17 protein-coding genes are annotated in these 21019 nt (G+C 62.3%); 7 read left to right on the forward strand and 10 right to left on the reverse strand.

Annotated features, from left to right (window positions below):
- Window positions 1-14: 14 nt before the first annotated feature.
- Entirely contained in the window at window positions 15-1943 is a 1929-nt protein-coding gene (locus tag CCICO_RS09090) for an adenosine deaminase (protein WP_018020080.1), read from the reverse strand.
- 79 nt (window positions 1944-2022) lie between these two features.
- On the opposite strand from CCICO_RS09090, the gene CCICO_RS09095 reads away from it, so the two are divergent.
- Window positions 2023-3312, forward strand: coding sequence for a serine hydrolase (locus tag CCICO_RS09095; RefSeq protein WP_018020079.1), 1290 nt, complete (start codon window positions 2023-2025; stop codon window positions 3310-3312).
- Here the strand turns inward: CCICO_RS09095 and CCICO_RS09100 are convergent.
- The 4 genes from CCICO_RS09100 to trpS all read right to left on the reverse strand — a co-directional run bounded on the left by CCICO_RS09100 (window position 3309) and on the right by trpS (window position 7623).
- A complete protein-coding gene (locus tag CCICO_RS09100) occupies window positions 3309-4214 on the reverse strand; it encodes an RDD family protein (protein ID WP_018020078.1) in 906 nt (301 codons plus the stop codon). The two genes, CCICO_RS09095 and CCICO_RS09100, sit on opposite strands and share 4 nt — an antisense overlap.
- A complete protein-coding gene (locus CCICO_RS09105; protein WP_018020077.1) occupies window positions 4211-5320 on the reverse strand; it encodes a YihY/virulence factor BrkB family protein in 1110 nt (369 codons plus the stop codon). The genes CCICO_RS09100 and CCICO_RS09105 overlap by 4 nt, the downstream gene beginning before the upstream one ends.
- Before the next feature lie 144 nt (window positions 5321-5464).
- Window positions 5465-6541, reverse strand: a complete 1077-nt coding sequence (gene yhjD, locus CCICO_RS09110; protein ID WP_018020076.1) for an inner membrane protein YhjD — start codon at window positions 6539-6541, stop codon at window positions 5465-5467.
- 38 nt (window positions 6542-6579) lie between these two features.
- Window positions 6580-7623: a tryptophan--tRNA ligase gene (trpS, locus tag CCICO_RS09115; protein ID WP_018020075.1), complete on the reverse strand. Its 1044-nt coding sequence runs from the start codon at window positions 7621-7623 to the stop codon at window positions 6580-6582.
- 133 nt (window positions 7624-7756) lie between these two features.
- On the opposite strand from trpS, the gene CCICO_RS09120 reads away from it, so the two are divergent.
- The 3 genes from CCICO_RS09120 (at window position 7757) to CCICO_RS09130 (ending at window position 9597) form a co-directional block, all read left to right on the forward strand.
- Window positions 7757-8125 carry a GntR family transcriptional regulator gene (locus tag CCICO_RS09120; RefSeq protein ID WP_018020074.1) on the forward strand — a complete coding sequence of 123 codons (369 nt, stop codon included), beginning with the start codon at window positions 7757-7759 and terminating at the stop codon, window positions 8123-8125.
- A 123-nt stretch (window positions 8126-8248) separates the two neighbouring features.
- Window positions 8249-8953: an ATP-binding cassette domain-containing protein gene (locus CCICO_RS09125; protein ID WP_156809877.1), complete on the forward strand. Its 705-nt coding sequence runs from the start codon at window positions 8249-8251 to the stop codon at window positions 8951-8953.
- A 272-nt stretch (window positions 8954-9225) separates the two neighbouring features.
- A complete protein-coding gene (locus tag CCICO_RS09130) occupies window positions 9226-9597 on the forward strand; it encodes a hypothetical protein (RefSeq protein WP_156809876.1) in 372 nt (123 codons plus the stop codon).
- 21 nt (window positions 9598-9618) lie between these two features.
- On the opposite strand, the gene CCICO_RS09135 is transcribed toward CCICO_RS09130, so the two are convergent.
- A complete protein-coding gene (locus CCICO_RS09135) occupies window positions 9619-10536 on the reverse strand; it encodes an exodeoxyribonuclease III (RefSeq protein WP_018020071.1) in 918 nt (305 codons plus the stop codon).
- 89 nt (window positions 10537-10625) lie between these two features.
- Between CCICO_RS09135 and CCICO_RS09140 the strand changes: the two genes are divergently transcribed.
- The gene (locus CCICO_RS09140) at window positions 10626-11870 is read left to right on the forward strand and encodes an NAD(P)/FAD-dependent oxidoreductase (RefSeq protein WP_018020070.1); all 1245 of its coding nucleotides are present in this window, start codon (window positions 10626-10628) and stop codon (window positions 11868-11870) included.
- Here the strand turns inward: CCICO_RS09140 and CCICO_RS09145 are convergent.
- Window positions 11867-13099, reverse strand: coding sequence for an MFS transporter (locus CCICO_RS09145; protein WP_018020069.1), 1233 nt, complete (start codon window positions 13097-13099; stop codon window positions 11867-11869). The genes CCICO_RS09140 and CCICO_RS09145 overlap by 4 nt on opposite strands.
- A 208-nt stretch (window positions 13100-13307) precedes the next feature.
- Here CCICO_RS09145 and CCICO_RS09150 point away from each other — a divergent pair, with 208 nt between their 5' ends.
- Window positions 13308-15518, forward strand: coding sequence for an NADP-dependent isocitrate dehydrogenase (locus CCICO_RS09150; RefSeq protein ID WP_018020068.1), 2211 nt, complete (start codon window positions 13308-13310; stop codon window positions 15516-15518).
- A gap of 158 nt (window positions 15519-15676) precedes the next feature.
- Here CCICO_RS09150 and CCICO_RS09155 read toward each other — a convergent pair whose 3' ends face one another.
- A complete protein-coding gene (locus tag CCICO_RS09155; protein WP_083878318.1) occupies window positions 15677-17341 on the reverse strand; it encodes an FAD/NAD(P)-binding protein in 1665 nt (554 codons plus the stop codon).
- Window positions 17342-17462: 121 nt separating this feature from the next.
- Here CCICO_RS09155 and CCICO_RS09160 point away from each other — a divergent pair, with 121 nt between their 5' ends.
- On the forward strand, window positions 17463-18239 hold the full coding sequence (locus tag CCICO_RS09160) for a YwqG family protein (protein WP_018020066.1): 777 nt from the start codon (window positions 17463-17465) through the stop codon (window positions 18237-18239).
- Window positions 18240-18291: 52 nt separating this feature from the next.
- On the opposite strand, the gene CCICO_RS09165 is transcribed toward CCICO_RS09160, so the two are convergent.
- Together CCICO_RS09165 and CCICO_RS09170 are read right to left on the reverse strand one after the other, a co-directional pair.
- Window positions 18292-19482, reverse strand: coding sequence for an esterase/lipase family protein (locus tag CCICO_RS09165; protein WP_018020065.1), 1191 nt, complete (start codon window positions 19480-19482; stop codon window positions 18292-18294).
- A gap of 400 nt (window positions 19483-19882) precedes the next feature.
- Window positions 19883-20917, reverse strand: a complete 1035-nt coding sequence (locus tag CCICO_RS09170; RefSeq protein ID WP_018020064.1) for an esterase/lipase family protein — start codon at window positions 20915-20917, stop codon at window positions 19883-19885.
- Window positions 20918-21019: the final 102 nt, after the last annotated feature.

The raw sequence follows: 21019 nt of genomic DNA on the forward strand, positions 1-21019 counted from the left end.
ACCCCCAGCATCGCTTAGGTGCGGCGCCACCCCACTGACCCACCGTCACCGGTGTCCGGCCCCCGGAAAATATCCCGGGCGGGTGAGTTCCGGTCGGTGGGTTCATTCATGTCTGCGAAAAGATCATCAACACTGTCTTCGTCGAGGTCGTCATAGTCGTACTCGATGTCCTCGGAATCCTCGTCAAGACGGTCGAATACCCCGAATTGTTTGAGTTCCTCAGCGTCATAGAGCGCCAGAACATCCTCATAGTCCTCGCCCAGTAACTCGGCGAGCTCGCTGGGGCCCACCCTGTAGCCGCCGTAGCGGCTGCGCTCATCTGTGCCCTCGGGGTTGATGATCGGAACGATGTCCACCACCAGCTGCACCGGGCGGCCGATGACCTCGGCAATCTCATCAGCCATCGCCATGCTATCGCGCACTGCCAGTAGCACTGCGGCGCGGTGCACCCCGTCGAGCGCCACTTTCTCTCGGATCAGATACTCCTGGGCCGCCATGGTGGCCTTTTCCTCAATCTCTTCATATCGCTCGGGGGATATGCCCTTCAGCTCCGCATTCATGTCACCCCAGAAGGGCGTGATCTCGAGCCTGTCCATCACCACCAAAGGGATCTGACCATCCTCGGCGCGGGGGAACAACTCATTGAGCACAGCCCCAGGTACCTCCTCCTCAGCGCTCTCGGCGCCCACACCGATTCCCTCGGCACCGGTTTCCTCTTCACCGGTATCAGCCACCTCATCATCCTCGGCATTGCCCCTGCCCGCGTCGGGGCTGGAGGCGGCGTGTTCCTCGGTGTTCTCGCCTAGAGTGTCGAGATACTCGGAGTAGTGTGTAAACACCTCGCTCATGCGCGGCAGGAGATGCTCCTCGAGAAGCAGATTGCGTATCTCACGCGGCGCGAAGGCCGCATCGAGAGACAGCAGGGTGATGGTGCGAAGATCCTCAAGGCCTAGGCCACACTCCTGGACTAAAAACATCATCTCGTCGGTTTGGCTCACCCCAGAGACCGAACGATTGTCGGTGTTGATGCTGCACGCAATGCCGTGTCGGTAGAGCGCGGCAAAGGGATGTCTCTGCCCCTGCTGCACGGTTCCCGTCTGGTAATTCGAGCGCGGGCACACCTCGAGGCACACCTTGGTGTCAAAAATCTGCCGCGCCACGGGATGGGTGATGAAGCCATCATCTTCAGGCAGCACATCCGCCAGCCGCACCCCGTGGCCGATGCGGCGCGCTCCGAGCTCTAGCGCTTCGCGGATAGAGTCCACCCCGCTGGCCTCGCCGGCGTGAATGGTCACCGGCACGCAGTGGTGTCGCAGCAGCTCGAAGGCCTCGCGGAAGCGGGAGGCAGGAAAGCCCTCTTCTGGCCCGGCGAGATCGAAGCCCACTACCATGCCGGTCGCGTCTCCTGGTGCGTAGTTGTCCACGGTGAGCTGGGCTACCTCGAGCACCTTGTCTTGGTGGCGCATCCCGCACAGAATAAGGCGCACCACGAGGGTGATGCCGTGATCATCGAGCAGGCCGGTGGCCGCGTAGATCCCCTCGATCGCAGCATCCACCACCTCTTGCATGCTCAGCCCTTTGGTGGTGTGTAGCTCGGGGGCAAAGCGCAGCTCGGCGTAGACACAGTTGTCCGCGGCCAGCTGCATCACGGCATCGGAGGCCGCCATGGCAATGGACTGGGCATCTTGCATCAAGGCCACGGTGGGGGCGAAGCATTCGAGGTAGCCTTCGAGGCTGCCGGCGTTGGCGTTGGTGTGAAACCACTCAGCTAGCGCCTCGGGGGTGGACGCGGGCAGCTCATAGCCCTGCTGCTCGGCCAGATGCACCATGAGTTGGGGTGTGAGGCCGCCGTCGAGGTGATCGTGTAGCGAGACTTTCGGCAGGTCTTTGACGATGTCACGCGGTGGCGGAGGCAGGATCTGAGAGAAAAGAGGGTTCACCATAGCCCACATTCTAAGGTGACACTGGCCTTCTCGCCTTGCGCCGCAGTGGCAGTGATGTGCAATAGACTAGCGAGCTATCATGGCTCATCATTTTTCGCGCGCTTATCGACGCCTCCCCGCTTACCTGCTCGCGCTCTCGCTCAGCACCACCGGGATGCCCATGTCATGGGCGCAGGAGCAGCACACCCCGTCCACCACCCAGACGCCACCGCGCACCACCTCCCCCGACACAGATGATTGCCCCCACGCCACTACCCCTCCCCCGCCGGTGGATACCTCCGAGGAACCTGCCCCTGGCCACAGCTCTCCGCCCCCGCTGCCGGTGGCAGACACTAATGCCGGCGGGGCCAAGCTCAATGACTGCGGTGTGATTACCGCCCGCGGCTTCACCACCCCAGCAGGAAATACCGCCTCGAGCTGGATTGTCTTCGATCTCGATTCGGGAGAGGTCTTCGGCGCCAAAGACCCGCACGGCCGCTACCGCCCTGCCTCGGTGATCAAGGCCCTTTTGGCGCTGGTGAGTATCACCACCTTGGACTTGGACAAGAAGGTGGAAGTCTCCGCGGAATCGGCGGGAATCGAAGGTTCGGCCGTAGGCATCGGCCCAGGCGGGGTGTACACCAACCGGCAGCTGATTAGCGGCCTGCTCATGGCGAGCGGTAACGACGCCGCCCACGCCCTCGCCCAAGAGCTTGGTGGGGATGCTATCGCCCTAGAAAAGGTCAACGCCCTGGCCCAGAAGCTGGGGGCGCGCAATACTCGCGCCGCCACCTACAGCGGACTCGACGGCCCCGGCATGTCTACCACCGCTTTCGACTTGGCGCTCATCTATAGGCAGGCGTGGGCCAATCCCACCTTCGCGGAGATGGTGCACACCCGCTCCATGGATTTTCCCGGCTGGGGCGAGTACGAGGGTTTCGAGGTGTGGAACGATAACCAGCTGCTGTCCGAACACGAGGATTCCCTAGGCGGCAAGACCGGCTACACCGATGATGCCAACCATACTTTTGTGGGGGCGCGCGAGGTCGATGGCCGCAGGATCGCCGCGGTGGTTTTAGATGCCACTATCACTCCCGACAAGCGGGCCTGGCAGATGGCGGATGATCTCATCGACGCCGCCGCAGCCACCCCAGAGTCGAATCCGCCGCTTGGCACGGTCGCTGCATTAGACACAGACACCCAAGCAGCTTCGCCCTCCTCACCGACCGATACAGACAGCACGGAGGCTGCGGCCGCCGATGAAGGCGAAAGCACAGCCTCCCGCGGCAAGGACGTGGCCCTGGTGCTGGCCTTCTTCCTTGCCTTGATTACCGGGGGTGTCGTCGCGCTCGCCGGCTGGCGTTCGCGCCGCCGCGGCCATGTGCGTTAGTTATCCTCCACGAAACGCTTGCGCACAACCTCACCGTGTACAAGCTCATCGTGTTTGGCTACGTTGCCGCGCTGACCGGTAATGCTGAACAGGCACACCGCGCCGGCGATCATGGACACCACAGCCAGGGCGGGCTGCGCCATGAAAAACTTCCACCACGACCGCTTCAGAGATTGAGCCACCGTGAGGTTCTGGCCGGTGCGAACGTCCTTGGTGCGATAGCCCGCCGCCAGCTTCACTGGGGTGGCCCCAAGCAAGGTCTCGCTACCGCACACGTACGCAATCAACACCACGAGGGCAATAAGAGTAGAAGCCACCGGCTGTACATCGGAGACGCCTGCCGCAGCTTGGACAAGTTCCGTGGCAGTCATAGCAACCATCCAGTCGCCGGCACCGCACACAAAACGCACCCCAGGCCCAGGCCTGCGCTCAAGCGGATCTTGGATTGCGCCCTCCGCGCCAGTGACATAGCCTGCCGGGCCGTAGGGCATCATCCCATGCTGGGGCTGGGCCATATTCGGCATGCCCGGCACCGCCTGGCCAGGGGCGGTAGCCACCTGCGGTTGCCCCTGTGGCGGCAGGGTGAACCCTGAGCCCGAGTGAGGCCGTGCGGCGAGATCATCGGGAAGCTCGCCGATCTTGGCAAGGGTATCGAGTTCCTTCCAGCTGCAGGGCCTGCCCAAAGCTTTCTCATCGTATTCCCGCTGCGAATCGGCATCATCCATGATGTCGATGAGGATGCGTACCTCGCGCCGCGGCGACTGCTCGCAATCGAGGCCATCAAGCTCGAGCTCGGCGTCGATAGTGCACAGCCTTCGCAGGGCTGAGTTTCGGTCCCGATCCAGGCCCAACAATCCGTATATATCCACGACAGGCTCGGACGCGACGTGCTGGTAGCTCATTGAGATTCTCCTTGTCGGTGATAGACAGATTTAGAGTAGCGCACACTACGGACACCAAAAGCTATTACGGCGCCGCAGGCGAACAATAGTGCGGAGCCACTCGCCGAGGGACCGCTGCGTCCGCGCACCCCCTTCATCCGCAACACGGCAGGCTGGGGCGCCTCGAATTCCATCAATTCAAGGGCCCGATCGCTGGTAGCCGACCACGCGGTGCACAACATAACGATCTGCCACACAATGAACAGCAACACCATGATCGCGATCGCCGGACCAAACACCGCACCCGCTGGGTAGGCGAAGAAAAAGATGGCAATCGCGTTAGCGCCGCGCTTGAACAGCTCGAGGATGATCGCCCCCACCAGCGCAGGGCGCCACACAATGGACCACGGCACAGGGAATTTCGGCACCGCTTTCATGATCCACGCCACGGCGATGAAGTTGGCGAGCACAGCCACTCCGAATGCCGCTAGGATCATTCCCACTCCCATGCCGGGCACGTGATCCACACCGAGATAAACAATGATCCGCTCGGCTACCGCATTGGTCTGCACGGTGGTCACGCCAAAGGCAATGAGCATCACCACCATGAGGCCGATCAGTTCTGCCACATCGCGCAGCTTGGAGGTAAAGAAGTTGCTGCCACGGGGATCGGCCATCCACACCGCAGTGGTGCCAAAGCGCAGGTTGACCATCCAGTTCGTGCCAGTCCACAGGGCCGTAAAGGCGCCGAGCCCGAGCACCATGCCACGCTGATCCACCGCGGCGGTGATCACGGTCATGAATGTCGGCGCCACATCCCCGCCCAGGTATTCGCTGAGGAAGTCCTCGATGCCGTCGATCAGCCGAGGCTGACTGTTGAGCACGAAACCGGCCGCGGAGAAGACGAGCATGAGAAGCGGAATGATGGACATCACCGAGAAATAGGTGATGGCCGCGCCAAACTGCCAGCCGCCACAGCGAGCGTAACGCTCGATCATGCGCATGGTGTGATCGAACCAGCCCCACCTGGCGCGGCCCCGAGCGATACGGCCGCCGGGGGTGGCGTCGGTGCGCTCGATGCCGAAATCATCCACGGCGGCTGGGTTCGGTGAGGTAGTTGCGGACACGCGCGTGTGTACCCTCCCTAGCCATCTCGGCGCCAAAACCAATGGCAGCTTAGCAAAATCTGAGTTTCATGCCCTGCCGCGCCATCACAGAGCAATGGGCCCCGCTCACGCTGTGTGGTGAACGGGGCCCGCGTGGCGGTGCTGTTATTTGCCGCCGAAGAGCGAGGCGAGCAGCCCACCGGCCACCGCGCCGGCGCCGAGCATAGCCGCGGTCTTGGAGGCCGAGGTTCCGGTGTGGACCTCGCGGCGTACTCGGATCACGGCGGGCTCCGGCACATCGTAATCCACCAAAGCTAAGGACTCCTCGGTGGTGGCTGCCCATGCGGAGGAGTAGAGCAGGATACGCCAGATGAAGTACAGCAGCGCCATCACACCGATGATCGGGCCGAAGGTGGCGCCGGCCGGGTTGGATAGCGCATTGGAGAAGAACAAGGAACCGAATTGCTTCAGGATCTCGAATCCAATTGCGCCCACGAGGGCCGCCTTCGCGCAGGACTTCAACGGGGTCTTGGTGCGCGGCATAAACTTCACCAGCCAGAAGAACACCATGTAGTTCGCCAGCACACCGACGATCACGGCCACCGCATAGGTGATGTAATTAATGCCCGGGATATCGCCTAGGCCGATGTGATCGAGCAGATCGGCGGTGAGCCCAGAGGCGCCCACGGCGGTCACACCAAAGGCCAGCACGAGGGCCAGCAGCAGGGTGATCAGGCCGATGAGATCGCGCAGCTTGTTGACGAAGAAATTGCCGCCCACCGGATTGAGTTTCCACATCTTCGATACGCCGTAGCGCAGGTTGTTCATCCAGCCCAACCCAGACCACAGGGCGGTAAGGGCACCAATTCCAGCGACCGATCCGCGCTGCTCCACGGCGGTGTCGAGGATCTCGGTGAGGGTCTCCGAAATGGACCCGTCCACCGATTCGGTGATCTGCTGGCGCACCTCGTCCAACAGCTGCGGGTTGCCGGCCAAGACGAAACCGAGGCCAGCGAAGAGCAGCATGAGGATGGGGAAAATCGACAGCACCGAGAAGTAGGTGATGCCGGCGGAGTATTGGTTGCCGCCCATCGAGGAATAGCGCTCCTGCATGCGCATGATGTGGTCGAACCACTCGTGCTTAGCGCGAAACGCAGCGATCGCGCCGACATTATCGTCATTGGTGCGTTCGATGCCGTGCACGTCGGTGCGTGCCGGGTTAGCGGTAGTACGTGCCGCCATGGATGTGTGTCTCCTCAGTCTTAAAGTATGCGCGCCGCTTAGCGACGCTTCCCTGCCAAGAAACCCACCCGTTCGTAGACATCGTCCAGGGTAGATTCCGCGATCTCGGAGGCCTTGGCGGCACCCTTGGCCAGAATATTTTCCAGCTCGCCGCGATCGGCCAGGTAGCTGTCGAATCGCTCCTTGAGCGGGGTGGTGAACTCTTCCAGCGCGGCGGCGGTATCGGTCTTCAGCGCGCCGTAGCCTGCTCCAGCATAACCTGCAACGAGATCATCGATGCTGGTTCCGGTAAGCGCAGACTGAATAACCAGCAAGTTAGACACCCCTGGCTTGTTCTCGCGGTCATAGCGAATCTCGCCATCGTTGTCCGTGACGGCAGACTTGATGCGCTTAGCGGAGACCTTCGGCTCATCGAGCAGGTTGATCAGACCCTTGGGATTCGAGCCGGACTTGCTCATCTTCGAGGTGGGGTCCTGCAGGTCGTAGATCTTAGCCGCCCCCTCGGGAATAAAGCCCTCGGGCACCACGAATGTATTCTTGTAGGTGGAGTTAAAACGCTCCGCGAGAGTGCGGGTGAGCTCGAGGTGCTGACGCTGATCCTCGCCCACCGGCACCAGCTGGGGGCGATACAGCAGAATATCGGCAGCCATGAGCATGGGGTAGGTAAACAGCCCGGCACTGGTGCGTTCCTGCCCCTGCTTCGCGGACTTGTCCTTGAACTGGGTCATGCGGGATGCCTCACCAAAGCCCGTGAGACACGTGAGCACCCAGCCCAGCTCCGCGTGGGCGGGCACGTGCGACTGCACGAACAGGGTGGACTTTTCCGGATCAATACCTAGAGCCAAAAGCTGCGCCACGCCCTTGATGGTGCGCTCGCGCAATTCCTTCGGGTTTTGCTCAACGGTGATCGCGTGCAGATCAGGGATGAAGTAGAAGGCGTCATAGGAATCCTGCAGATCAATCCACTGCTTGAGGGCACCTAGGTAATTGCCGAGGTGGTAGGAGTCTGCAGTGGGCTGAATGCCTGACAGTACGCGCTGCTTCTTCTCTGGTCGCGGGGTAGTTGAGCAAGAGTTATCCATAATGTACGGATTCTACAACCCCTCCCAGACACCACCTACTCCCCCTCTCCCATGGAGCATGGAGACGCCTCTACCCTTGCCAGCTTATGGGTTACCCACTATGGTGGTAAACCATAGAACCTAGGAGGTAGTTATGGAGCAGCCGATGTTCGAGCGCATCGCCGCCGATATTTGCGATCTCATCACTCGGGGCGTGCTCTCCACCGGCGAGCGTGCGCCCTCTACCAATGAGCTCGCCCGCTATCACAGCGTTAATCCCACCACCGCTGCCAAAGCCCTCACCTTGCTGCACACCGAGGGTTTGGTGGAAAAGAGACGAGGGTTAGGCATGTTTGTCACCGAGAATGCTCGCGACACCCTCACCCGCCGTCGCAGGGAGCAACTTGATGAGCGCTTCATCGCCCCACTGCTTCGCGAGGCCCACGCCCTAGATATGGACCTCGATGAGGTCATCGAGCTTCTACGTTCCCACCCGATCCCAACGACTCCTACGGAGGTGTAGCACGATGCGCCGTTGCGAACTCAACAATCTTGCGGTACTGGGCATACTCAACGACACCACAACCAGCTTTACTGAAGGCGTACACGCACTTATTGGTCCCAGTGGGGCAGGGAAAACCACCTTTTGCGCGCCATCGCTGGACACGTAGGCACCACCGGTTCGATATCTCTTAACGATGCCACGGGGGTTTCCCTTGCACGGCATGCGTCCGATCTAGCGCTGTCTGGCCGGACTATCGCCGACTACCTCAGCATTCAGCAACTTGCACCTTGGGGGTTTAACCACAGCCACGCCCTCGACCTACTCGATCAGGTGGAGCTGAACCCCAAGACTCGGCTTAGCCAGCTCTCCTTAGGGGCTCGACAAACTCTGTCAGCAATTACCACTCTGGCTTCCCCAGCCACAGTGGCGCTGTTCGACGAGCCCTTTTCCGGTCTAGACGCACATCGTAGACAGTGGCTCCGGCAGCAAATGATTGAAATTTCCGATCGAGTCGTGGTGTTCACCTCGCATCGTCCCGAGGATATCGCGGGCCTAGCCGAAGATATCCGCCTCTTCGCACAGGGCACGCTGAGCGAGGCATTCACCCTCGAGGACACTCGCAATAACTACCCAGTAGTCACTGGCAAACGTAAGGATGTCAACCTCATCGGGGCTCGTACGGAGGTGATCCACTCAACCCACATGCTCGACGCTGTGACGGCAACTCTGTATGCACCCAATGGCATCGATGAGTGCGGCTCAGTACGGGTCGAGTATTTACCCGACACCGAACTCATCGACGCCATAGTTACCCGTACCAAACTCTCAGGAAAGGTCTCACCATGATGTCTGTGTATCTTCGCCCACACCCTCTACTGTTCTGGTCCTGCGCAGCATTGTTCACCTTGATCGCTACTATCGCTTGGGTATTCACACCCGATGGAAACTTGTGGGCCCTGCAAGCCATTATCGCTGCTGCCCCTATCATGTTTTTCGCCGGATTATCTGGGCGGGCCGTGGTTGCTGCTGGAGTACCACGGAGTCGATGGTGGCGAAGCTGTTGGATGGTCGGCGTAGCGTACAGCCTTCTCTTTGCACTGGCGTGTACTCCCCTATCAATGGTGAAACTGGATTACTTCAGCTCCTTTATCACCCAGGTCCCTGGCGTCGCGGGAGATGAGTCCTCGCATTGGGTACTGCTCGGAATTGTCACCTTCTTAACCTTCTTCGTGTCACATTTGATAAGCACAAGTATTGGTGCCACGGCAGCAGCCGTGCACAACGCCTACGGGATACGTGGCACAGCTACCCTCCTCGGAGCGATGGTAGTGATGTATCTCAGTTGTGTCCTCGCACTGAGTTATATTCTCGATCGCGGTACGGAGATCACAATCCCAGCGCCGTGGCCCGGGGTATTTCTCTTCGGCGTGCCCATCATCCTGTTGGCAGCGGCGGTGAGCTATCTCAGCGCCCGCCGCATCGAGCCCTAGAAGGCACCCGCCGAGACCCCTCTACGAGGCGTAGCGCACGTTCAACGGGGAGTGATCGGACCAGCGCAAATCATAGGCATCTGCCTTGTCCACCCACGTGCGCTCGGCGCGCTGCAGCATGGCGGCGGTGGCTGCTTGATAGTCGATGCGCCAGCCGGCATCGGTGTCGAAGGCTTTACCGCGGTAGGTCCACCAGGTGTAGGGCCCATCCACATCGCCTTCGAGGCGGCGAGCCACATCGAACCACGCAGGTTCGGTGGCCGGTTGGCGTAGCGGGGCCGCCGAGGAATAGGAGACCGCCCCAGCGAAGCTGCCGTGGGCCTCTACTTGGCTGGCCCCATCGGGGAAGGTGCCAAACACCGAGTCCATAAAGGCCCTCTCGTCCGGCAGGAAGCCGGACTTTTTCTTATTGGCCTTGTCATTTTTCAGGTCCTGACTGCGGTGGCAGATGTTCCAGTCGCCACCGATCACCATATTCGGATACTCCACGGCCAGCTCATCAAGCAGTGGCCCGAAGGAATCGAGGAAGGCGTATTTTTCATCTTGCTTCTCGGTGTCGGCGGCACCGGAGGGTAGATAGAGCGAGGCGACGCGCATGTTCTCCAGCGGAGCGTCGATAAGCGTGGCGGCGATGAAGCGCCCAGAGTCCTCGAAACCGGGAATGCCGATGGAGACATCCCCCAGTTCGAAGCGGGAGAGAATCCCCACCCCGGCGCGGCCCTTGGCGGCGGCCGGTGCGGTGGCGAGGTGCCAGCCGGAATCGAGAGCGGGCGCCAAGGCGGCGCGGGCTTGGGTGTCATCGGCGCGCACCTCCTGCATGAGCACCACATCCACCCCAGCATCCTCAAGCCAGGCGAGCATGCCGCGGTTGTTCTCGGAGCGCTGCTTGACTGCGGCGCGGACGCCATTGACGTTGACGGAAGAAATCGTAAGAGCCATAGCGAGCAATTCTATCGTGGCCCCCACCACCGTCCCGGCGGTAGCATTGCTTTCACAATCGAAAACTCAGGCAGAAAGGTGGTTTGGCCATGGCATCGAAGCAGGTTCTCGTCGCAGGAGCAGGACTGGTGGGGCTGTGTACCGCCTATAGCCTCGCCCGCGAGGGTCATGCGGTGACGCTGGTCGATAAAGGCCGGATGGGCTCGGGCGCGGCGCGGGGCAACGGCGGCGAGATCACCCCGCTGCAGGCGCTGCCGATGCCGGAGCCGGCGCTGGTGACTCAGCTGGCTGAGGGCGTGATCTCGAATCGCCACTACTTCACCATCGCCCCCTTGGCGCTGCCACGGCTGACGGTCTTTGGTGTGCAGTTCCTGCGCAACTGCACCACCGGGCGGCTCAAGCGCAACACCGCCGCGCTGGATCAGCTGGTGCGCGGGGCGATGGCCGCCTTTGATTCCTTCCACCGCGATGGTATCTCCCTCGCGGGTGGCGGCTGGGGTTATCTCAATGTGCACTCCGATCCGGAGGCGCTGCGTGTCTACCGCGAGGCCCAGATTGAGCGCGCCCGGCTGCTGGGGATTGAGGAGCCAGGCCCGATCCTCAGCCGCGCCGAGTTGGAGGAGCCGCTGCTGCGGGAGGAAGTTACCTGCGGCTATCGCATCCCCACCGAGCGCTATATCGATCCCGATCGTTTCTGCACCGAGCTGCACGAGGCGCTCGAGGAGATGGGCGTGAATATCCGCCCCCACACCGAGCTGCTTTCGCTCGATGACACCCGCGCTACCGTGCGCACTGGGCAGGGGGTGGAGACTATCGGTTTTGATAAGGCGGTTGTCTCCACTGGCGCTTGGCTGAATCGGCAGCTGCGAGGCATTCCTGGGCTCACCTTCTCCGCGGTCACGCCGGGCACCGGCTATAGCTTCCACGCCGAGATGGACACCCTGCCGCGCACGCTCACTATGGGTTTGCATCGCAAGACGCTGATTGTGCCGATGAGCGGCACCGCCCGCGTGGTGGGGTTGATGGATTTCGGGTTCCGCGTGGAGCGCTTCGAACGCCACCGCATGGATTTCTTGCGCGAGCAGGCCTCGCAGTTTATCCACGGCCTCGACGAGACACCGATCTCGCGCGAGTGGACCGGGCCACGCCCGATGACTCCCACCGGCCTGCCCTATATCAGCCCGGTGCGTTCGCATCCGAATATCATCGTCGCCACCGGGCACAACATGCACGGGCTCACCCTCGGACCAGTCACTGGCGAGGTTGTCAGCGCCCTAGTATCCGATCGCGATCCGGGCATCGATATGCGCCCCTTCGCCCTGCCGCGCTTCTAGCTGGAAGCGCTTGTCGACGCCTCCTCGCGGGCCTGTGAACGCTTGAGGTGATAGGCGAATGCCCAGGTGCACACACCCAACACGGCCAGACCGGCGCCGGCCAGCGCGGGGGCGGCGTAGGAGAATCCGGCACCAATAACCACCCCGCCCAACGCCGCGCCGAGGGCGTTGGCGGTGTTCAGCGCAGTGTGATTGAGCGAGGCGGCAAGCATCTGGGCATCGCCTGCATTATCCATCAGCCGAATCTGCAAAATAGGCACGAGCGCACTGGCGGCGGTGCCGATGAGCACGAATACCGGCACCGCTGTCCACACGTTCTGCGAAGCCAGATAGAACAGTGTCATGAGGATCGCCGAGGCGCTGAGCGCGCCCATGATGCCCTTTTCTAGGTTCCAATCGCTGAGCCGGCCGCCGATCACATTGCCAAGCAGCTGGCCAAAGCCGTAGACCATGAGCACCAGCCACATCCAGTGCGGGTTCAGCCCGGCGCGCTCTGTCATGGTCCACGTGATGTAGGTGTAGACGGCGAAGTTGCCGCCGAAACCGATGGTGCCGATCAGCAGCGTCAGCCAGATCTGGGCCTTGCCCAGGGCGCCGAGTTCCGTGCGGGGGCTGGTGGGCGGCATCTCTGTCATGTGCGGCATGAGGAACCACAGCGCCACCAAGGTAATCAGCCCCACCGCGGCCACCAGCGCATAGGCGATCTGCCAGCCGAATGCCGAGCCCAGGGCTTGGGCGGCGGGCACCCCAGCGACGGTGGCCACGGAAAAGCCCATGCCCACATAGGCGATGGAGCGGCCGCGCTGGCCCGCCGGCGCCATGGAGGCGGTGGCAAGGGCCGTGATGGAGAAGTAGGCACCGTGCGGCAGGCCCGCCACGAAGCGGGTGATGAGCAGCATCGCGTAGGAGGAGCTGAACACGGTGACCGCGTGCGAGACGGTAAAGGCTGCCATCAACAGCAGCAGCAGCCGGCGCCGCGGCATGAAGCCGGTGAACAGTGCCACCATGGGCGAGCCCACCATCACGCCCAAGGCGTAGACGGAGATGACGGTACCGGCTTTAGCTTCACTAATGCCGAAGTCGTGAGCGATCAGCGGCAGCAGCCCCATGGAGGCGAACTCGGTCGTGCCAATACCGAAGGCGCCGAGCGCGAAAGCAACCATCACGATGTAGCGGCGAGTATCCGAAATTTCGGTTTGGCGCGGCAGCCTCTTCGTCCGACGCAGCAACAGCTTCTCCCCTTATAAATCTTCACCGAAGTGCAACACGTAGTACAGAGCAGGAGACACTACACCTTTATGCCCACAATGCAATCTCGGCGGGCGGGTGTGGCCTAGGGCGGCGTCGTCCCGCCTTTTTACCCCCACTGGAAATGGGAACAGGTATCCTAGACGGCTGTACTGTTTATTTCCTCAACTCAGGATATATAGGAGACGCATGGCTAAGATCATCTACACCCGCACCGACGAAGCCCCGCTGCTGGCGACCTATTCGCTCAAGCCGGCCGTGGAGGCTTTCGCGGCGACTGCCGGAATCGATGTGGAGACCTCCGACATCTCCCTCGCCGGCCGCATCCTCGCCCAGTTCCCCGACTATCTCGGCGAGGACCAGAAGGTCAACGACGCTCTCGCTGAGCTCGGTGAACTAGCCAAGACTCCGGAAGCAAACATCATCAAGCTTCCGAACATCTCTGCCTCCGTGCCGCAGCTCGTGCGCGCCATCAAGGAGCTGCAGGGCAAGGGCTTCGCTCTGCCGGATTACCCGGAGAAGCCTTCCACTGATGAGGAAAAGGACATTCGCGCCCGCTACGACGCGGTGAAGGGCTCCGCCGTGAACCCGGTGCTGCGTGAGGGTAACTCCGATCGCCGCGCCCCTATCGCGGTCAAGAACTTTGTGAAGAAGTACCCGCACCGCATGGGCGAGTGGTCTGCCGATTCCAAGACCAACGTGGCCACCATGGACTCCGGCGATTTCCGCCACAACGAGAAGTCCGTGATCATGCCGGCCGCCGATAGCCTGAGCATCAAGCTCGTCACCGGCGAGGGCGAGCAGGTGCTCAAGGACAACCTGCAGGTGCAGGAGGGCGAGGTGGTGGACGCCACCTTCATGTCCGCCAAGGCCCTGGATTCCTTCCTCGCTGAGCAGGTGCAGCGCGCCCAGGACGAGGGTGTGCTCTTCTCCGCTCACCTCAAGGCCACCATGATGAAGGTCTCCGACCCGATCATCTTCGGCCACGTGGTGCGTGCCTTCTTTAAGGATGTCTTCGCCGAGTACGGCGATGTGCTGCTGGCCAACGGCCTGAACGGTGAGAACGGCCTCGGCGCCATCCTGGACGGCCTCGACTCCGTTGAGGGCGGCGAGGAGATCAAGGCCGCCTTTAACAAGGCACTCGCCGAGGGCCCGGACGTGGCCATGGTGAACTCCCACAAGGGCATCACCAACCTACACGTGCCCTCCGATGTGATCATCGATGCCTCCATGCCGGCCATGATCCGTACCTCCGGCCACATGTGGAACAAGAACGACGAGGAGCAAGACGCCCTCGCTGTGATTCCGGATTCTTCCTACGCCGGCGTCTACCAGGCCGTCATCGAGGACTGCAAGGCCAATGGCGCCTTCGATCCCACCACCATGGGCACCGTGCCCAACGTGGGCCTGATGGCACAGAAGGCTGAGGAGTACGGCTCCCACGACAAGACCTTCAAGATCGAGGCCGACGGCACCGTGCAGGTCGTCAACTCCGCCGGCGAGGTGCTCATGGAGCACGAGGTGGAAGCTGGCGACATCTGGCGCGCCTGCCAGGCCAAGGACGCCCCCATCCAGGACTGGGTGAAGCTGGCCGTGACCCGCTCCAAGCTCTCCGGCATGCCCGCTGTGTTCTGGCTCGACCCGGAGCGCGCCCACGACCGCAACCTGATCGAGCTGGTGAAGAAGTACCTGGCCGATCACGACACCGAGGGCCTGGATATCCAGATCATGTCCCCGGTGGAGGCAGCCACCTACTCCGTCGAGCGCATCCGCCGCGGCGAGGACACCATCTCCGTGACCGGTAACGTGCTGCGTGACTACAACACCGACCTCTTCCCGATCCTCGAGCTGGGCACCTCCGCGAAGATGCTCTCCGTGGTGCCGCTGATGGCTGGCGGCGGCCTGTTCGAGACCGGTGCCGGCGGCTCCGCCCCGAAGCACGTGCAGCAGCTGATGGAAGAAAACCACCTACGCTGGGATTCCCTCGGTGAGTTCCTGGCCTTGGCTGAGTCCTTCCGCCACGAGCAGCAGTCCAATGGCAACGACAAGGCCGGCGTGTTGGCCTCCGCCCTGGACAAGGCCACCGAAACCCTGCTGAACGAGGGCAAGTCTCCCTCCCGCAAGGTCAATGAGAACGACAACCGCGGCTCCCACTTCTGGCTGACTCTCTACTGGGCCACCGAGTTGGCTCAGCAGACCGAGGACTCCGAGATCGCCGCCACCTTCGCCCCGGTTGCTGAGGCCCTGCAGGAGGCCTCCGAGGAGATCCACCAGGCTCTCATCGACATCCAGGGTGAGCCGGCTGACCTGGGCGGCTACTACGCTCCCGAGGATGACAAGGCCAACGCTGTGATGCGTCCGGTCGCTCGCTACAACGAGATCCTCGACTCGCTGAAGTAAACACCAGCCCGCCGCAGCACCTATGCTGCGCTTAGCGGTCTGAGGCGACACTACTCACTGGGGCAGACGTGAAGGTCTTTCGCCCCAGTGAGTTTTTCTCTGCCGTCTCGACTGCGCCACCACCTCCGCGGCATGGGCGTTCGGTCCAGGGCTTAGGCCTAGGACATCCACCGCTCGGCAATATCGGCGGCGATGGCATCGGCGCGGCGCAGAATCCCGTGGTTGCTGCGCGCCTGGGCGGTCTCCGCCACCGGCCAGTGCAGCCCGGCCACGGAAATACCGAAGGCGTAAAGGCTCGCCCACGGCTGGCCATTAGCGGGATTGATCACCCGCATCGCATCCTCGGAGATCGCCAGCGCCCCGGTGGGGGCGGTACCGGTGGCGTCGCGCAACACCATCTCGGTGGCCACCTCATCGTTGAGGAGCTGCTGCATGAGCGGGTCTGCGCTCACGGAGACATCCGGATTCGGCTGGCGGGCCTCGATACACACCCGGCTGTGGTAGCGCTCGGTGGCATTGAGGCGGGAATAGCCCACAAACCCCTGCGGGGCGGCGGCCTCCACATAGAAGCTCGGGCCGGGCAAAGTGACGATGCCGGCGCTCATGAGCACGTCGAGCTGCTCGAGGCGGAACTGCGGCGGCCCCTGCAGGTTCGAGCTATTCACCCCAGTGAAGAAATCGGAGAAGTGGGAGGTGTAGCTGTGCGCAGACAGCCGTCCCGCCCCCACTGCTTGCTCGATGACAGGCCACGTATCGCGGATCGGTGTAAACCACGAGGCGTCCTCGGTGAGGTAGGTGTGAAGCCAGCTCGACCACTGCGACATATCCACCGCGGGATCTAGGACCTTCTGCCAATCCACATCGGGATAGTGGGCCTCCACCTCGGCGGTAATCAGCGGCCATAGGTCTCGCATGAAATCCACCGGCGGGGTGAGATCCGCTATCGCCTCTGGGGTGAGCACCTGCGGGGTGTACTGCTTAAGTAGGGCCCGCTTGCCGCGATAGGGCAATCCACCGGGAGATCCCGCCACGATGTGCGGCTCCTTCCCCGAAGGCTCATAGCCATCTGCGGTGAAACGCCCGCCGCGCCCCTCAGTGAGGGCCGCCATGTAATCAAAAAAGGACAGCCCGAGCCCCTTGATCAGTACGGTTTCACCGGGCTCGAGCGTCTCCAGCTCAGCCAGATGTTCTGCGGCATTGCCGGGATGGATGTGCAGTGTATCGGTGATATCGAGGTTCTTGAGAGTCTCATCGAGCTGGCGCACATCCGGCGGCAGGAGGGCGGGAATGTGGCCCAGGGTGAGCACGCAGGCGTCGACGCGGATCGATGTTTCCTCGTCCTCGCAGTCAATCTGCCAGCCCTCACCGAAGCGGCTGACCCGCCGCACCCGGCGCGTGTGCACCCGCACTCCCGCCCCGTTGAGCTGAGAAAAGCGCCACTGCAGATACAACCCGTAGAGGGGTCGGCTGGCGGGAGCGTCGGCAAGCAACTGCTCGGCCTCACGCTGCGCCCACTGCCCGCCGAGGGCCAGCCAAGGTTCGGCGGCAGCGCTGTGGGCCCATTCATACAGCGTCGGCCCAGTGCACAGCGGGCCGCTCAGTTCGACGGTCTCGTCGACGAAGGCGGTGACTTCCCCACTGGCGGTATTCATGAGCATCAACGGCGACTGCTCGGGGTTCCACACCGCGCCGGAGCCGGGGGCGTATTCCTCGAACACCTCGATGCACAGATCTCTCACGCCGCGCTGTTCAGCGAATGCCGTGAGCCTTTCTACTACCGCTAGCCCTCGGGGGCCACACCCAATAATCGCTATTCGAGACATACCCCTATTCTATTCCGGAGCGCGCGGCGCTTCGTTTCCGCGTTTCTTAGCGATAAACGCAGACACACTCTACTATGAGCCCCACCACAGTCTGTGCGGAAGCACCGGAGGAAAGGAGCCCATGGACACGAAGTACGAGCGTATTCTTGCTCGCCTCAAGGAACAGACCGCAACCCAATCGATCACGATCGAGTTCAACGGCAGACCTTCCTCGCTCCAGTCGAGCGCCGTGGGCGGCCAGCCCTATCTGGATCCGGGCGAGGAGGCGCCGCGCAGCGCGGATGGCGCGCCGATGGTGTTTCTCGCGCAGATCAACCTCGCGGAGCTTCCCGCCAACGATCTGCTGCCTGGCACTGGCATGCTGCAGTTTTTCATCGGCAGCGATGATCTGCTGGGCGCCACGGACTTTGAGGATATGCGCAAGAACTCCTTCCGAGTGATCCACCGCGACAGCATTGACCCGAGCGTGACCACCAGCGCCTACGCCCTCCCCGAGGATGCCAACCACCCCTTCGACAGCACCGAGGGAGTGGGGCTGGCCTTCAGCCTTGGCCAGCAGGCCATCACCTTCGAGGACTATCGCTTCGATGATGCCTTGGAGCGGGCCGTGATGGACGAGATCGATGACACTGACGATCCCGATGCGGTGATCGACGAGTGCAGGGATATCTTCTATGACATCCCCACCGTTGACGGCCACCACATCGGCGGCTACCCGCGCCTGCTCCAAGATGATCCCCGCACCGAGGAGGAGGATCTAGACGTTCTCCTGCTCCAGATCGACACCGAGGAGCCCATCATGTGGGGCGATCTCGGCGTCGGCACCTTCTTTATCTCCGCCGCCGACCTCAAGGCGCTGGGCTTCTCCCGCGTCGGCTACACCTGGTGCTGCTGCTAGCAGCCAACTAGCACTCAGCGGCGGGCAGTGGACTTCAGCGCCAGCCGCGGCGCTACGCGGCGTGCTCAAACGCTGCGTGCGTGTCTTTCCCCTCGGCCTCGGTGGTAGCAGGCGAGTCGCTCGAGCTATCGGCGTTCGTATCGTCTGCAGGCTCGCCGTTGCTGCCCGCAGAGCCCTCCTCCGCAGCATCGTCTGCAGTGCTGCTTTCTGCGGTGTCGTCCTCAGCGGCAGCGTTGTTCGGGGTTGCCTCTGTGTTCTCGTCCTTGGAGCGCTCGGAGGAAGACGGTGCGCCGGATCCGCAGACAGGCTCTACATCTGCCCCCAGTGCTCGGCGGGTGAGACTGATCGCGCGCGGCGAATAAGGCAGGCCGATGTGCGAGGAGCGGTCCTTAGAACAACCGTCTTGCACCACGATCGCCGTGGAGCCGGGCCCATGGAATTGGGAGTTTTGCAAGGGGGTGACGGTGATGTCCGAGGTGGAGGAAATAGAAATGTAGTTCACGCCCTCGGCTTCTACTCCCCCATCACCGAGAGTGTCCATGGCGTGGGAGCCCTCGAGGAGGTCCTTGGCTGCCCCGCCGAGCAGCCGGTCAGAGGCCTCATACATGGGCAGACCAGCCTCTTCGGCTTCGTGCACGAAGTGAGAAAGCCCCAGCAGGTTGGTGCCGTGGATGACACCACCGATGGTCACCACCGTGCCCACTCCCTCGGCGCCGACCTGCTTGGCATACATTGCGGCCAGCGCCCCGCCGAGGGAGTAGCCCACAATGTCTACCTGTGCCGCCCCGGTGTGGGCTTTGATGGCATCGATGTCCGCAGAAATCTCAGCCAAGGACTCCGAGGCTGGCTTGAGTCCATAGACCCCCTCCACGTTAGAGATCAACGGGCGAGACCCCTCGTACTTGCCGAAGGTGGGAGCATAGACGCAGCGGCCATCGGCAGCCAACGCCGGCCCCAGCGCCGAGAAGGAGCCGTAGGGGTTGGATCCCATGCCGTGGATGAGCACCACGGGGTTGCGGCCATCCTCAGGCACACATCCGGTGTTCACGCCCTCCGGCATCACGCTCGGGTTACGCATTTGGGTGAAGGCCGCGGCGGCCAGGTTCGGTTTCGCGGGGCCGTGGTTGCCTTCGTCGCTCACGGAGACGGCAGCGTGGGCGCTGGGTACGAGTGCAGCGGTGAGGGTGATGACCCCAGCACAGAGAGTGCTGAGATGGCGGCAGAATTGGCGGGATAAAGCCATGGCTGGTCCTTTTTCACGATTCTCTAAACGAATGCTCACAGCGGAGATCGTGCCAACACAAAAGCCGACACTTACCCCCCCCTTGAGCTGGGCTTTTAACGTCGAACCGCAGCCTAATTCTGCCTTATTTAATTTCCCACGAAGGGGTATATACACCACCCCCACCCCTTTTTTGCCAAGCTGGATACAGCTATTTCATCCGGAATATTAAAAACCGGCCGCCACTCGCCCACCCCACTGCTGGCAGTGAATGAAAATCACGCCCCGGATGCGTTCCTGTGTATGTACTGAGCCAACAGCCTTATCGGGCGCCCCCCTATGCCGACATAGCAACGCCCCCATACCTCTCACTGGGTATGGGGGCGATCGCCCTGCTCAAGCAGCTTGCGCGAGGCTTAAGCTAGCTGGAGCTGAAGGGTGCTGCGATATCGCGGTGGTCATAGCTCGAGCCCATGCCGCTCATGTCTGCAGAGAGCATCAGCCCGGGCCCGCAGGCGGCGTCTACTGTGGCACCGAGAGCTTGGCGGGTGAGGCTAATTGCACGGGGAGAGAAGGGCAGGCCAAGGTGGGAGGACATGTCCTGAGAGCAGCCGTCTTGCAGGACCAGCGCGGTGGCGTTGGGGCCGGTGAACTGAGAGTTGGCCAGTGGGGTGACCACCATGTCAGTGCGCGAGGAGATGGAGACGTAGTTCACCCCTTCTGCCTCTACCCCGCCGTCGGCGAGGGCGTTCATGGTGTCGGATCCAGCAAGCAGCTCCTTGGCCACTTCGCCGAAGATGGAATCCGCGGCGGGATAGACGGGCATGCCGGCAGCGTTGGCTTCTTGGGCGTAGCGCGACAGCCCCAGCAAGCTGGTGCCGTGAATGGCGCCGCCGAGGGTGACCACGGTGCCCACACCTTCAGCTCCGGCCTGCTTGGCATACATCGTGGCTAGCGCCCCGCCGAGGGAGTAACCCACAAGATCCACGTGCTGTGCTCCGGTATGGGCTTTGACTGCCTCGATGTCAGCGGTGATTTCGGCGAGCGACTCGGCGGCGGGCTTGAGCCCGTAGATGCCTTCGATATTGGAGGTGACGGGCAGCGGACCGTCGTATTTGCCATAGGTGGAGGCGTACACGCAGCGGCCATCGCCGGCCAGCGCCGGGCCGAGCGAAGCAAAGGAACCATAGGGGTTGGAGTTCATGCCGTGAATGAGCACCACGGGATTGCGGCCATCCTCGGGCACGCACCCGGTGTTGACCCCCTCGGGCATGATGCTGGGATTCTGCATTTGCACGAGCGCGGCGGCGGCCAGGTTGGGCTGGGTGGGGCCGTGATTGCCCTCATCATTGACGGAGATAGCAGCCTGCGCGCTGGGAACAAGGGCAGCGGCGAGGGTAACAACCCCTGCACAGACTGCGCCCATGCGGCGGCGGAAAGTTCGAGATGAAGCCATGTGTATTCCTTCTCTTCGGCGATTCGGTTCGGCGGGCGCACCACAGTTTCGCGCCAGCGGCTGCGGCTCAACATCATCGGCTGCGGCCTAGCCTCGGCGGCT

The sequence above is a fragment of the Corynebacterium ciconiae DSM 44920 genome, from assembly GCF_030440575.1.
Lineage (GTDB): Bacteria > Actinomycetota > Actinomycetes > Mycobacteriales > Mycobacteriaceae > Corynebacterium > Corynebacterium ciconiae.